This is a genomic window from Glycomyces tritici (assembly GCF_030403505.1).
In genome coordinates this window covers 715,496-728,665 of the sequence record NZ_JAUEMJ010000003.1, presented here as the reverse complement: position 1 = coordinate 728,665, position 13,170 = coordinate 715,496, and the positions used below count along the sequence as shown (strand labels likewise).

Below are 13,170 nucleotides of genomic sequence, written 5' to 3'. Positions count from 1 at the left end.
GAAGGCCGGGCCGGAGCGCTCGGAAAACGTGCAGTGTCCCGGCGGTGAACGGGCCGCGAACGGCCTGAATGATCAAACAGTGTGATCAGTTCTAGGTCATCCGAGCATGAGTGATGCGCAAAACTGTTGTAGGGTTCTTCGCATGTGTGGAATCGTTGGATACGTCGGGGCGCGCAGCGTCGTCGACGTCGTGATCGACGGCCTTCGCCGTCTCGAATACCGCGGCTACGACTCGGCGGGCGTCGCGCTCGTCTACAACCCCGACGGGGCCGACTCCTACCTGGCGTTCGACAAGAAGGCCGGGAAGCTCGCCAATCTCGAGGCGGTCCTCGCCGAGCAGGACCGCGCGCTCGAGGCCGCCTGCGGCATCGGGCACACCCGCTGGGCCACCCACGGCGTCCCCTCCGACCGCAACGCCCACCCCCACCTCTCCGCGGACGGGCGCATCGCGCTCATCCACAACGGCATCATCGAGAACTTCGGCCAGCTGCGCGCCGAGCTCGAATCGGCCGGCATCGAGTTCCTCTCCGACACCGACACCGAGGTCGCCGCCCACCTCCTCGGCCGCGAGTACGCCGTCGACGGGGACCTCACCGAGGCCATGACCCGCGTCTGCGCGCGCCTGGAAGGCGCCTTCACGCTCCTGGCCGTGGCCGCCGACGACCCCGACACCGTGGTCGGCGCCCGCCGCAACTCCCCGCTCGTGGTCGGCCTCGGCGACGGCGAGTACTTCCTGGCCTCGGACGTGGCGGCGTTCATCGCGTACACGACCGACGCGGTCGAACTCGGCCAGGACCAGATCGTCACGATCAACCGCGAGTCCGGCATCACCGTGCGCGGCTTCGACGGCTCGCCCTCCGAGGGCAAGCCGTTCTCCGTCGACTGGGACATCGCCGCCGCCGAGAAGGGCGGCTTCGAGACCTTCATGCGCAAGGAGATCAACGAGCAGCCAGGCGCCGTCGCCGACACCCTGCGCGGGCGCATCGACGAGACCGGGCAGATCGTCCTCGACGAGGTCCGCATGTCCGACCAGGACTTCCGCGACATCGACAAGGTCTTCATCATCGCCTGCGGCACCTCGTACCACGCCGGGCTCGTCACCAAGTACGCCATCGAGCACTGGACCCGCATCCCCTGCGAGGTCGAGCTCGCGAGCGAGTTCCGCTACCGCGACCCGGTGCTCGACCGCTCCACACTGGTCGTCGCCATCTCCCAGTCCGGCGAGACCATGGACACGCTCATGGCCGTGCGCCACGCCAAGGACCAGAAGGCGCGCGTCCTCTCCATCTCCAACACCGTCGGGTCCACGATCCCGCGCGAGTCCGACGCCGTGCTCTACACGCGCGCCGGGATCGAGGTCGCGGTCGCGTCCACGAAGGCGTTCCTCACCCAGCTCGCCGCCTGCTACCTGGTCGGCCTGCACCTCGCGCAGGTGCGCGGCATCAAGTACGCCGACGAGGTCTCGGCGGTGCTCGACGAGCTCGTGGCCGCGCCCGGCAAGATCGCGAAGGTCATCGAGAACCTCGAGCCGGTCCGCGAGATGGCGCGCCAGTGCGCGGCGCTCGGCACCGACCGGGTCCTGTTCATCGGCCGCCACGTCGGCTACCCGGTCGCGCTCGAAGGCGCGCTGAAGCTCAAGGAGCTCGCGTACCTGCACGCCGAAGGCTTCGCCGCCGGCGAGCTCAAGCACGGCCCGATCTCGCTCATCGAGGACGGCACGCCCGTCATCGCGATCGTGCCGAGCCCGCGCGGCCGCTCGCTCCTGCACGACAAGATCATCTCCAACATCCAGGAGGTCAAGGCGCGCGGCGCGAAGGTGATCGCCATCTGCGAGGAGGGCGACCGCATCACCGCCGCCCACGCGGACTTCGTGTTCGAGACCCCCGCCTCGCCGACGCTCCTGTCGCCCCTGCTCACGGCCGTGCCGCTGCAGGAGTTCGCGGCCGAGCTCGCCACGGCCCTGGGCCGCGACATCGACCAGCCGCGCAACCTCGCCAAGTCGGTGACCGTGGAGTAGCCCCGATTCCTCGACGACGGTGATCTGACCGAACGGCCGATACGGGCGGCCCCGCGTGCAGGCGTCAGCCGCACGCGGACGCCCGGTCGGCCGTTTTTCGTTGCGCCTGAAAACGGTCATTCCGCACACGTTGTGCGAACGCCTGCCATGACCGGCTGAAAGCCTCGTTCTACGCTCTCGCGCATGAAGACTCGTACCCTCATCTCGAGCGCCGTGGCGGTCACCGCCGCGGGCGCCATCACCATCGCGGCCACCGCCGTCGCGCAGGCCCAGGAGACGGGCGGCGAAGCGCTGACCGCCGCGATCGACGCGATCCTCGCCGACCCCGCCCTCACCGACTCCCAGGCCGGCGTCCTCGTCAGGGACGCCGACACCGGCGAGGTCCTATACGACCGCAACGGGAACCAGCGCGGGCTGCCCGGCTCCAACCAGAAGCTCACCACCATGGCCGGCGCGCTCGCCACCCTCGGCGAGGACTTCCGGTACACCACCGAGATCCTCGGCGACCGGCCCGTCGACGGCGTCGTCGCAGGAGACCTCTACCTGCGCGGCTCGGGCGACACGACCATGCTCGAAGCGGACTACGACCGCCTCGCCGCCGACCTCGCGGCGGCCGGAGTGTCCACCGTCGACGGCGATCTCGTTCTCGACGACACCGCCTTCGACGACGTCCGCCATGCCGAGGAGGTCGCTTGGGGCGACCTCCAGTACAGCCCCGGCGCGGAGGTCTCCGCGCTCACCATCGGCTCCGGCGACGACCACTGGGCGGGGACCGCGCGCCTGTTCATGACCGGCGGCGCCGCCGAGGGCGACCCGGTCGAGATCCGCATGGTCCCCGAGAACGGCTACGTGACCGTGGTCAACGAGGCGACCACCGGCGCCGAGACCGACCTGACCGTCAACCGCGACGAGCACGCCAACACGATCCGCGTCACCGGCACCGTCGAAGCCGGGGTCACCCCCGACTACTACAGCCGCTCGGTGATCGACCCGACCGCGCTGGTCGCCGACGTCTTCGCGGACTCCCTGGCCGACAACGGCATCGACGTCACCGGCGGCGTCCGCCTCCACGAGGCCGCCCCGCAGGAGGCCGGCGGCACGCTCGCCCTCCACGAGTCGAAGACGCTCCTCGAGCTCACGCCCGACCTGCTGAAGCCGTCGAACAACTCGCTCGCCGAATCGCTCATGAAGTCCGTCGCCCTCCACAACACCGGGCTCGGCACCTTCGCGGACGGCGAAGACGGCATCCACGCCGCGATCGCCGGGTACGGGGTGGACACCGCCACGCTCCGGCAGGCCGACGGCTCGGGCATGTCCCGCTTCGACCAGGCCACGCCGGAGGCCGTCACCGACCTGCTCATCGGCGTCAGGCAGGAGCCCTGGTACGACACCTGGTTCAACGGGCTCCCCGTCGCCTGCACCGACGGCACCCTCGCGAGCCGCATGTGCGGGACCCCCGCCGCGGGCAACGTGCACGCCAAGACCGGCACCCAGACCTCGGTCTCGGCCCTCTCCGGGTACGTCACCGACGCCGACGGCCGCGAGCTCGTCTTCAGCATCATCCTCAACGACCACCTCGTCGACTCGGTGAAGTACATCGAGAACCAGATCGCCGTCGCGATCGCGAGCCACAGCGCGGATGCCACCGAGGCCGAGATCTCCCGGTCCGCGGAGACGGCGGCGGCGGACGAGCCCGACGCGGCGGTCCCGGGCGGCTTCGAGTGCTCCTGGTACGAACCGGCGGTCTGCTAGAGCGAGGACGCGTCGCCGCCGAGTCGGCGACCGTGGAACCATTGAATCCTCTGCGGCGCGCACGGACTCCGTGCGCGCCGTACATGTGCCGGCGCCACTTCGGTTGTCCTGCGCCCCTGCAAGATGCAGCACTTCGCTCTCGTACCGGGAGTATGCTCCCGACCCACTTGCATAAGCTCGCGCCATGAGAAAACGCACCCTGATATCCAGTGCCATCGCGGTCACCGCCGCCGGTGCGATCACCATCGCCGGCACGGTGGTCGCCCAAGCCCAGGAGACCGGCGACGAGGCGCTCGCCGCCGCGATCGATGCGATCCTCACCGACAAGCGCCTCACCGACTCGCAGGTCGGCGTCACCGTCGCCGACGCGAACACCGGTGAGGTGCTGTACGAGCGGAACGGCGCCAAGCGCGCCATCCCCGGCTCCAACGACAAGCTCACCACCACCGCCGCGGCCCTCGAGCAGCTCGGCGGCGACTTCAAGTACACGACCGAGGTCCTGGGCGACCGCCCGACCGACGGCGTCGTCGCCGGGGACCTGTACCTGCGGGGCAGCGGCGACCCGACGCTCCTGGAAGCCGACTACGACCGGATGGCCGAGGACCTCGCCGACCGCGGCATCTCCACGATCGACGGCGACCTCGTCGCCGACGACACCGCGTTCGACTCGGTCCGCTCCGGCACCGAATGGGGCTGGTCCGACCTCCAGTTCACGTACGCCGCCGAGGTCTCCGCGCTCACCGTCGCCTCCGGCGACGACTACAACGCCGGCTCCGTGCGCGTCTTCATCAAGCCCGGTGCCGCCGAGGGCGACCCCGCGCAGCTGAGCATGGCCCCCGCGAACGACTACGTGGAGATCGTCAACTCCGCCACGACCGGCACCACCACCAGCGTCTCGGTCAACCGCGACCCGCACGACAACGTGATCCGCGTCAGCGGGACCGTGAAGCTCGGGACCAACGGCACCTACGCCACCCGCTCGGTGATCGAGCCGACGCAGCTCGCCGCCGACGTCTTCGCCGACTCCCTCGCGGACGCCGGCATCACCGTCAACGGCGACCTCCGCTTCGGCGAGACCACCCCCCAGGGCCCCGAGACCCTCGCCTCCCACCAGTCGAGGACGCTCACCGATCTGACGGCCGTGATCCTCAAGCCCTCCAACGCCTCCGTCGCCGAGGCCCTGTTCAAGACCCTCGGCTACGAGGCCACCGGCACGGGCACCTTCGCGAGCGGCAAGGCCGCCACGTACGCCGGGATCGAGCCGTACGGCGTCGACACCGGCCCCATCCGCCAGGTCGACGGCTCCGGCATCTCGCGTCACAACATGATGACCTCGAACATGCTCGCCGACCTCCTCGTGGGCGCCAAGAAGGCCGACTGGTTCGGCACCTGGTACGACTCCCTGCCGATCGCCTGCAAGGACGGGACCCTCGCGAGCCGGATGTGCGGCACCCCCGCCGCCGAGAACGTGCGCGCCAAGACCGGGTCGATGACCAGCGTCTCGGCCCTCTCCGGGTACGTCACCGACGCCGACGGGCGCGAGCTCGTCTTCAGCGTCATCGTCAACGACTTCCTGTACTCCACGGTGAAGGACATCGAGGACAAGATCGCCGCCGCGATCGCCGCGCACACCACCGCGGCCACCGAGGCCGAGACGCTCCGCTCCGCGAACGTCGACGACATCGAGATGCCCGCCGAGGACCCGAACCACAGCCTCGAGTGCACCTGGGTCGAACCCGCCGTCTGCTAAGGACACCGCGACACCAGCAGGGCCCGACCGACATCGGTCGGGCCCTTCGTGTTCGGGCGCGACGCGCCCACTAGACGATCCTGCACGAAAATCTTGTCAGCGTTGCAGCGGCGGTCTACATTGCCTATACGCGCCATGGAGGCGCCGGAAAGTGCAAGGGAGATCTCATGTGGATCGCTGATCGGCGCCGGATCCTGTACACCCTGCTGGCCTCGGGAGCCGCCGCGGTCTCGGGGTACGGCACGGCCGCCGCCGCACCGCCGCAGATCACGTCGCTCCAGCCCGGGGCCCCGTCGGACCTCGTGACGCTGGAGAGGGCCGTCTCCGCCGCCCTGGTCACCCGCTCGGCCAACGGCACCGGGATCGCCCTGACCTTCGACGACGGGCCCGGACCCGAGACCGACGACATCCTCGACATCCTGCACGACACCGGCGTCAGGGCCGTCTTCTGCGTCATCGGCCGGCGCGCCCAGGAGTACCCGCGACTGGTGCGCCGGATCGTCAACGAAGGACACCTCCTCGGCAACCACTCCTGGGACCACGACCACGCCAAGTGGAAGCAGGGGACCACCGCCGCCGAGTACGAGCGGGACCTCCTGCGCGCCACTGCGGCGATCCGCCGAGCCGCTCCCGGCGCCCGCATCCCGTTCTTCCGCGCCCCCTTCGGGGCCTGGGGGCCCGATCGCATCGCGGCCCGCGTCGGCGCGGGCATGGGCATGACGCCGCTCTCCTGGTCCCGCTCGGTGGCCGACTGGAGCCCCACCGTCAGCAGGGAGACGATCCTCCAGCGGGTCAGCGCCGCCGGACCCGGGGAGGTCGTCCTGCTGCACGACGCCGACGACCGGGGCATCCAGGACCGGAAGCGGACGGTCTGGGCCACGCGCCGGGCGATCCCGAACATGCGGCAGGCGGGACGCAAGTTCGACGTGCCCATGCGCAACCCCAGGGTCTAGGCGGCCCGGCACGGCGGCCCCACCTGACGCACGGCGACCGATCCCCCATGCGGGGAACCGAAGCCGCGCAAGGCGGGTGCGAACGCGGACCCGCTCAGGTCAGGCCGTGCGCGCGGAAGATCCGCTCGTATATCTCCTGGATCACCGGCTCTTTGCGCCGGTTGTACTCCGTGACGATCTCACCGGCCCCGTTCGCCTCGGCCGCCGCCGCGGTCTTCGCCTCCTGATACCGGCGCAGGTCCTCGGGATGGTCGATGAGCCACCGCCGGAACATGCGCTGGCGTTCGACTTCGGGGCAGCCCGGCCCCCACACGTGCAGGTTCGTGTTCGGTCGCGCGAGTTTCAGGGCCCGGTGCTCGTGCCAGCCCGGTTCGCGGATGACGAGCGCGAACCCCAAGCCCTCGAGTTCGGGCAGGTACGACGGCTCGTCGGCCGGATCGGCCACGGTCAACGCGATGTCGACGACCGGCTTCGCCGCCAGCCCCGGCACCGAGGTCGATCCCACGTGCTCGACGCCCAGGGCCTTGGGGCCGAGCGCCGCACCGATCCGCGCGGCCAGCGCCTCGTACCGCGCGGGCCAGCCGGGGTCGTAGGCGGCGATGGTGATTGCGACCGGCTCGGGCCGCGCGTCGACCCAGATGCTGTCGTCGCCCGGTGTCTCGTGGTGCCGGGTGATGTCACTGCTCATGGCGGTGCCTCCCTTGACCGCCGAATCATCGCATCTCGGGCCGGCTTTGAGCGAGTGGCTCGGTGCCCCTCGTCGGGAGGCCGGCGTGCGCCCGGCTCGGGGGTGCCGGGCACGGCCGCGTCGTCAAGGCGGGTGCGTCGCGTGGCGGTCGTTCACTGCCGGCCGTAGGTGAGCCGGCGCAGCAGGACCTCGAACGGGCCGCGCAGGCCCGCCTTCGACATCCACGCCGCCAGGGCCACGGTCGCGGCCCAGACGAGCACGGCGATGCCGGAGGCCGCCGCGTCTCCCAGGCTCGCGCCGAGGTCGCCGAAGAACGGTGTGAACAGGGCGGTGAACGCGACCGACTGGAGCAGGTAGCAGGTGAGCGAGCGCTGGCCGCATGCGGCGAGGGCGTTCGCGACCGGTCCGGGCGGGCGGCCCGGGAGGGCCGCGCAGAGCACGGCGATGAGGGCCGCGTAGCCGAGCCCGGAGGCGAGGCCGGTGATGCTGTGCAACGCGTAGACGGCAACGGCCGCAGGCGCGTCCGGGTGCCACAGCTGCGTGTCGACGAGCATCAGCGGGAGGCCTCCGGCCACGCCGATCGCGATGCCGCCCAGGGCGACCCGGCGCAGCAGCGGGAGGTGCCGGGAGGGCTCGTCGAGGAGGCGGCGGCGGGCGGCCCAGATGCCGATGGCGAAGGCGGGCACGATGTCGACGACGTAGAACGTCGGGGTGAGGGCCGACCACACGGCGAGTCGCATCCCCGCCGCTTCGAGCGGGTCGGCGATGAGGGTCGGGGCGCTGTTCGCGTGGCCTGCGGCCTCCGCGGAGACGCCCGCGGCGGCGACCACGGCGAGGTGGAGGACGGCGACGATCACGGCGGTGCGCACGAGGGTGCGGTCGCGGGCGGCGAGGAGGCCGGTGAACACGAGGCCGATGAGGCCGTAGGCGGCGAGGATGTCGCCGAAGAACAGGAGCAGCGCGTGGGCGAAGCCGAAGGCCAGGAGCCAGGCGCTGCGGCGGCGCACGAGTCGGCGCGCTACGGGCCAGTCGGCGCCGCCGTCCATGCGCCGCTGGACGAGGCGCGCGAGGCCGTAGCCGAAGAGCGCGGCGAACATCGGCAGCGCCCGGCCGTCGACGAAGAGGACCTGGAGTCCGGCGACGACGCGGTCCGGGACCGTGCCGTCGACGGCGTAGCCGCGCCATCCGGTCGTCTCGTGGGCGAGGAACATGTGGGCGTGCGCGAGGGCGATGAGCAGGAGCATGAGGCCCCTGGCCAGATCGGGTGCGAGCGAGCGCTCCCGGAGCGGGGTGCTCATAATGGCGGGCGGGGAGAGGGTCATCTCGCCTCCAAAACTTTAGGTACACGGCTGTATCTAAAGATGTAAGATACATGACTGTAGCTAACGAGTGGGGGCGGCCCGTGGCCGAAGGACAGACGCGCAGGCGCGGCAAAGCACTCCTCGACGCCATCTACACCGCCGCCGTCGAAGAAGCCGCCGCCACCGGATCCGGCCGACTCACCATGGACGCCATAGCCAAACGCGCCGCCACCCCCCGCTCCACCCTCTACCGCCGCTGGTCCGACCCCACCGACCTCCTCCTCGACGCCCTCGCCGCGCGACACCCCGTCGAGCAGCCCGCACCCAGCGCCGACGACCTCCGCGGCGACCTCATCGCCTCCCTGCGCCTCATGTGCGACTGGGCGTTCAGCCCCGCCGGCCGCGCCGTCATGGGCCTCCTCGCCGACCCCGCCCGCGACCCCGCCGTCGTCGAAGCCCTCTGGGAACGCGTCTTCGACCGCCGCGGCGGCACCTTCACCCAGACCGTCCTGCGCCACTACGCCGAACACGGCCGGATCGACCCCGCCCGCCTCACCCCCGTCGTCCTCGACATCGGCGAAGCCATGGTCGCCAAGCGCATGATGGACACCGGCGCCGACATCGACCACGACTACCTCGAGGCCATCGTGGACCAGGCGATCCTCCCCGCCGTCGGCCACGGCCCCGCGAACACCTGAGCCGATCCGCGGCCCCCTGTGCGAACCGCAACCCCCAAGCGGCGACGGCAAAAGCGTCACCCGTGGCGGTGAACCTCCCGATGAGAGGGCGCCGCGCCCGATCCCGTGGCACTCTTGGGGGGTGATCGTCGCCGTGGGCATAGACGTAGTGGCAGTGGACCGGTTCGAGCGAGTGCTCGAACGGACCCCCCACGTCGCCGAGAAGCTCTTCACCGAAGCCGAGCGCCGCACCCCCGACGGGCGCGCCCGCCGCACCGAATCCCTCGCCGCCCGCTTCGCCGCCAAAGAAGCCGTGGCCAAAGCACTCGGCGCCCCCGGCGGCATGCACTGGGCCGACTGCCAAGTGCTCTCCCTCCCCGACGGCCGCCCCACATTGACCATCACCGGAACGGTGGCCGCAGCGGCCGAACAGCGTGGCGTCTCACGCTGGCACGTGTCGCTGTCGCATGATGGCGGTATCGCTACAGCGGTGGTGATCGCCGAAACGGCATGACGGCCGAGCAGGCCTGAGAGGGAACACCATGGACGGTGCCTGGTCAGCAGCGGCAGTACGCCGCGCCGAATCGCAGCTGATGGCCCAGCTCCCGCCGGGCACCCTCATGCAGCGCGCCGCAGCGGGACTCGCCACCGAATGCGCCCGAATCCTTGGGCGCCAACGCCGCAAGCGCGGCACCGCAGGCGTCTACGGCGCCACCGTGATCGTCCTCGCCGGACCCGGTGACAACGGCGGCGACGCCCTCTTCGCCGCGGCCCGCCTCGCCCGCCGCGGCGCCCGCGTCTTCGCCGTCCCCGTCATGGGCGAACGCGTCCACCCCGTCGCCGCAGCCGCACTCACCAGAGCCGGAGGGCGACTCGTCGCCACCCCGCCCCGCCACTGCGACCTCCTGCTCGACGGCGTCCTCGGCATCGGCGGCCGACCCGGCCTCCCCGGACGCGCCATCGACCAGCTCGCCGCCATCGACGCCGACACCATCGTCGCCGTCGACGTCCCCTCGGGCGTGGACGTCGACACCGGCGCCGTCCCCGCCAGCGCCGTGACCGCCGACGTCACCGTCGCCTTCGGCTCGCGCAAACCGTGCCACGTGCTCGGCCGCGCCGCCCTCCTCGTCGGCCGACTCGTCCTGGTGGACATCGGACTCGGCCCCTACCTCGACCCGCACCCGGCCGTGCGCGTCGCCGACGACGGCGACCTCGCCGCCTGGTGGCACGAACCCGGCCCCGACGACGACAAGTACACGCGCGGCGTCGTCGGCATCGCCGCCGGCTCCGAGCGGTACCCGGGCGCGGCCGTGCTCTCGACCTCGGGCGCGCTGGCCGGGCCCTCGGGGTACGTGCGGTACGCGGGCACCGCGGCCGAGCATGTGCGCCGCCGCCACCCGGAGGTGGTGTGCACGCAGGAGGTGAAGGAGGCCGGTCGCGTCCAGGCCTGGCTCGCCGGGCCGGGGTTCGGGACGGACGAGGCGGCGCTCGCGGAGCTGCGGCACGTGCTCGAGTCGCCCGCGCCGGTGGTGCTGGACGCGGACGCGCTGACGCTCATCGGGGAGTACCCGTCGGTGCTCTCGCAGCGTGAGGCGCCGGTGGTGCTCACGCCGCACGACCGCGAGTACGAGCGGCTGTACGGCTCACCGCCCGCGGAGGACCGGGGCGCTGCGGCGGCCGTGCTGGCGAAGCGGTTGAACTGCACGGTGCTCCTGAAGGGGCATCACACGGTGGTCGCCTCGAGCGACGGCGAAGTGTGGGCGAACCCGACCGGGCGCCCGCAGCTGGCGACGGCCGGTTCGGGGGATGTGCTCGCGGGCTTCATGGCCTCGCTGCTCGCCTCGGGCATGCCGGGCGCGAAGGCGGCGGTGGCGGCGGCGTACCTGCACGGCCTCGCGGGCGGCATCGCCGCCACGGGCCACCGCACGGTGACCGCGTCGGACGTGGCGAGGGCCCTGCCGCTCGCGGTCGGCGCCGCCTTGACGGCGGCCGAAACGCCCGGGAAGCGCGCCTGATCAGGGGCGATGTCGTACCCAGGCGTCAGGGTATAGACCGGGGGCCCATCAATGTCCGATTTGCGCAGACGCTCCGTTCACGTTCGGCGCGTTACCAGTCCTCGCCCGCGCGCAGGATCTTCGACGGGGCCAGGCCGGTCTCGTCGAGCAGGTAGGTGCGCATCGCCTCGAGTCCGGGCGAGTACACGTGGAGGCTCACCGCCGGGGCGTCCGAGAGGTTCCGCATGCCGTGGACCGTGCGGTCGTCGACCACCGAGACGCCGCCCGCCGCGAGGCACTTGCGTTGCAGGCCCGGGAAATCGCCCGGTTGCACGGTGAACTCGGTCAGTTCGCCGGAGACCACCGCGACCGCCGCGGCGGAGGGGCGGCCCGCGCCGCCGTGGTCGTGCAGGTCGGTGCCCTGCCCGGGCAGCCAGGCGAGGAGCCAGGCCTCGTGGCCCGGGCCGGCGAGGACGCGGCGGGCCCAGCGGCTGGCCTTCGTGAAGCGCGGGTTCAGGGTGAGGTTCGCGGCGTAGAACGCGGCGAGCGCCTCGAGGCGCTCAGTGGTGAGGGAAGCGGGCGGCAGCAGCAGGCTGTGGCTCATTGTGGTGATTCGGCCTTCGATGTGTCGGAACGGTTGTCGGCGGAGAAGCGCCGAGCGGCACAGAGCGCTCAGCGCTGGTGACAGCGGCGACAGCGACACATCGAGAAGGTCATGCGGGCAATCGTACCAATTCCCAGTCAACTCACAGGAGCGACACACCATCGGTGGAATGCTCGTTACGCTGCGAATTTGTCACTCCCGGGGTCTACCCGCCCCGAAACGCGCGCGCTAGGCTCATGTTCGGCCTCCCGGCAGCGTCCCAGCGCATCCCTCGGGCGGCCCCGTGCGTGTCTTGAGTGCACCCCGTCTCCCCATCCGAAGGAGCAACCTCCTCGTGAAGCAGTCGCCTGTTCGACGCAAGTGGATGTCAGCCGCCGTGGTCGGCGGCCTCCTGGTCACCGTCGGCTCCGGCCCGGCCTGGGCGCAGGACTCGCCCGACGACATCAACGAGGAGATCGACGCGCTCGACGGCGATCTAGCGGCCGCGGTCGAGGCGTACAACCAGCTCGCCTCCCAGGTGGACGACAACCGCGAGCTCATCGAGGAGACCGAGGTCAACCTCCAGGCCGCCGAGGCCGACCTCGACGTGCTGCGCGACCAGCTCGCCGACTTCATCGGCGAGGCCTATGTGGACCAGGGCATCGGGGACGCGGCGCTGCTGCTCGAATCGGGCACCCCGGACGCGTTCGTCGAGCGCCTGGACCGGTTGAACTCGGCGAACCTGTACAACTTCGACCTCATGGACGACCTGCGGGCCGCCTCCGAGGAGTACTCGGCCCAGTCCGAGCTCCTCATCGACCTCCAGGCCGACCTCGAGAACGAGCAGGCGGACCTGCAGAAGGCCGCCGACGAGCTCACCGCGCAGATGAGCGACCTCGAAGAGGAGTGGAAGACCGCCGCGGGCGAGGAGATCAGCGGCTTCAGCGAGATGGACCTGCCCCACATGGAGGGCGACCAGTACGACGTCGTCAAGTTCGCGCTCGCGCAGCGCGACGAGCCGTACGTGTGGGGCTCCGCCGGTCCGGACTCGTGGGACTGCTCGGGCCTCATGCTCGGCGCCTACGCCGAGATCGGGATCAGCCTGCCGCACAACGCCGCCGCCCAGTGGGGCATGGTCGCGCACATCAGCGAGGACGAACTGCAGCCGGGCGACTTCGTGTTCTACAACGGGCTCGCGCACGTGGGCATGTACATCGGCAACGGCCTGGTCGTGCACGCCCCGAACTCGACCACCGTCGTGAAGGTCGTCGAACTCCACCACGGCAACAGCTACTACGGTGCGGGCACGCTCCTGCACTAAGGCGAGACGGTGAAGGCCCCGCGAGCTCGCTCGCGGGGCCTTTTCCTTCGGCTGCTTCGGTTTTCGTGACGGTCGCCAGCTGCGAATCCGGCCGCTCAGACTCGTGCGGGCCCTCAGGGAGCACTCCGGCGACG

General features: G+C 71.2%; 11 protein-coding genes. 8 read left to right on the top strand and 3 right to left on the bottom strand.

The genetic code is table 11. The annotated features are described in order from the left end of the window. Positions 1-142: 142 nt before the first annotated feature. The 4 genes from glmS (at position 143) to QWI33_RS13615 (ending at position 6,472) form a co-directional block, all read left to right on the top strand. A complete protein-coding gene (glmS, locus tag QWI33_RS13630; RefSeq protein WP_289957687.1) occupies positions 143-2,017 on the top strand; it encodes a glutamine--fructose-6-phosphate transaminase (isomerizing) in 1,875 nt (624 codons plus the stop codon). A 183-nt stretch (positions 2,018-2,200) separates the two neighbouring features. After that, complete coding sequence (gene dacB, locus QWI33_RS13625) at positions 2,201-3,769, top strand: D-alanyl-D-alanine carboxypeptidase/D-alanyl-D-alanine endopeptidase (protein ID WP_289957686.1); 1,569 nt, start codon at positions 2,201-2,203, stop codon at positions 3,767-3,769. A gap of 184 nt (positions 3,770-3,953) precedes the next feature. After that, on the top strand, positions 3,954-5,519 hold the full coding sequence (gene dacB, locus QWI33_RS13620; protein ID WP_289957685.1) for a D-alanyl-D-alanine carboxypeptidase/D-alanyl-D-alanine endopeptidase: 1,566 nt from the start codon (positions 3,954-3,956) through the stop codon (positions 5,517-5,519). Positions 5,520-5,686: 167 nt separating this feature from the next. Then, complete coding sequence (locus QWI33_RS13615; protein ID WP_289957684.1) at positions 5,687-6,472, top strand: polysaccharide deacetylase family protein; 786 nt, start codon at positions 5,687-5,689, stop codon at positions 6,470-6,472. Between the two features lie 94 nt (positions 6,473-6,566). Here QWI33_RS13615 and QWI33_RS13610 read toward each other — a convergent pair whose 3' ends face one another. Together QWI33_RS13610 and QWI33_RS13605 are read right to left on the bottom strand one after the other, a co-directional pair. Then, positions 6,567-7,160 (bottom strand): GrpB family protein, encoded by a 594-nt coding sequence (locus tag QWI33_RS13610; protein ID WP_289957683.1) that lies wholly within the window; start codon positions 7,158-7,160, stop codon positions 6,567-6,569. Positions 7,161-7,312: 152 nt separating this feature from the next. Then, positions 7,313-8,482: a DUF418 domain-containing protein gene (locus QWI33_RS13605; protein ID WP_289957682.1), complete on the bottom strand. Its 1,170-nt coding sequence runs from the start codon at positions 8,480-8,482 to the stop codon at positions 7,313-7,315. A gap of 50 nt (positions 8,483-8,532) precedes the next feature. Between QWI33_RS13605 and QWI33_RS13600 the strand changes: the two genes are divergently transcribed. The 3 genes from QWI33_RS13600 (at position 8,533) to QWI33_RS13590 (ending at position 11,153) form a co-directional block, all read left to right on the top strand. After that, a complete protein-coding gene (locus QWI33_RS13600) occupies positions 8,533-9,159 on the top strand; it encodes a TetR/AcrR family transcriptional regulator (RefSeq protein ID WP_289957681.1) in 627 nt (208 codons plus the stop codon). A gap of 121 nt (positions 9,160-9,280) precedes the next feature. Next, positions 9,281-9,652 carry a holo-ACP synthase gene (locus QWI33_RS13595; protein WP_289957680.1) on the top strand — a complete coding sequence of 124 codons (372 nt, stop codon included), beginning with the start codon at positions 9,281-9,283 and terminating at the stop codon, positions 9,650-9,652. 28 nt (positions 9,653-9,680) lie between these two features. Then, positions 9,681-11,153, top strand: a complete 1,473-nt coding sequence (locus QWI33_RS13590; protein ID WP_289957679.1) for an NAD(P)H-hydrate dehydratase — start codon at positions 9,681-9,683, stop codon at positions 11,151-11,153. A 91-nt stretch (positions 11,154-11,244) separates the two neighbouring features. Here QWI33_RS13590 and QWI33_RS13585 read toward each other — a convergent pair whose 3' ends face one another. Next, on the bottom strand, positions 11,245-11,736 hold the full coding sequence (locus QWI33_RS13585) for a cysteine dioxygenase (RefSeq protein WP_289957678.1): 492 nt from the start codon (positions 11,734-11,736) through the stop codon (positions 11,245-11,247). 334 nt (positions 11,737-12,070) lie between these two features. Here QWI33_RS13585 and QWI33_RS13580 point away from each other — a divergent pair, with 334 nt between their 5' ends. Beyond that, entirely contained in the window at positions 12,071-13,036 is a 966-nt protein-coding gene (locus QWI33_RS13580) for a C40 family peptidase (RefSeq protein ID WP_289957677.1), read from the top strand. The last annotated feature ends 134 nt before the right edge of the window (positions 13,037-13,170 follow it).

Coding starts and splice junctions, on each gene's coding strand:
- glmS (WP_289957687.1), top strand. CDS start 143: ATGTGTGGAATCGTTGGATACGTCGGGGCGCGCAGCGTCGTCGACGTC.
- dacB (WP_289957686.1), top strand. CDS start 2,201: ATGAAGACTCGTACCCTCATCTCGAGCGCCGTGGCGGTCACCGCCGCG.
- dacB (WP_289957685.1), top strand. CDS start 3,954: ATGAGAAAACGCACCCTGATATCCAGTGCCATCGCGGTCACCGCCGCC.
- QWI33_RS13615 (WP_289957684.1), top strand. CDS start 5,687: ATGTGGATCGCTGATCGGCGCCGGATCCTGTACACCCTGCTGGCCTCG.
- QWI33_RS13610 (WP_289957683.1), bottom strand. CDS start 7,160: ATGAGCAGTGACATCACCCGGCACCACGAGACACCGGGCGACGACAGC.
- QWI33_RS13605 (WP_289957682.1), bottom strand. CDS start 8,482: ATGACCCTCTCCCCGCCCGCCATTATGAGCACCCCGCTCCGGGAGCGC.
- QWI33_RS13600 (WP_289957681.1), top strand. CDS start 8,533: ATGACTGTAGCTAACGAGTGGGGGCGGCCCGTGGCCGAAGGACAGACG.
- QWI33_RS13590 (WP_289957679.1), top strand. CDS start 9,681: ATGGACGGTGCCTGGTCAGCAGCGGCAGTACGCCGCGCCGAATCGCAG.
- QWI33_RS13585 (WP_289957678.1), bottom strand. CDS start 11,736: ATGAGCCACAGCCTGCTGCTGCCGCCCGCTTCCCTCACCACTGAGCGC.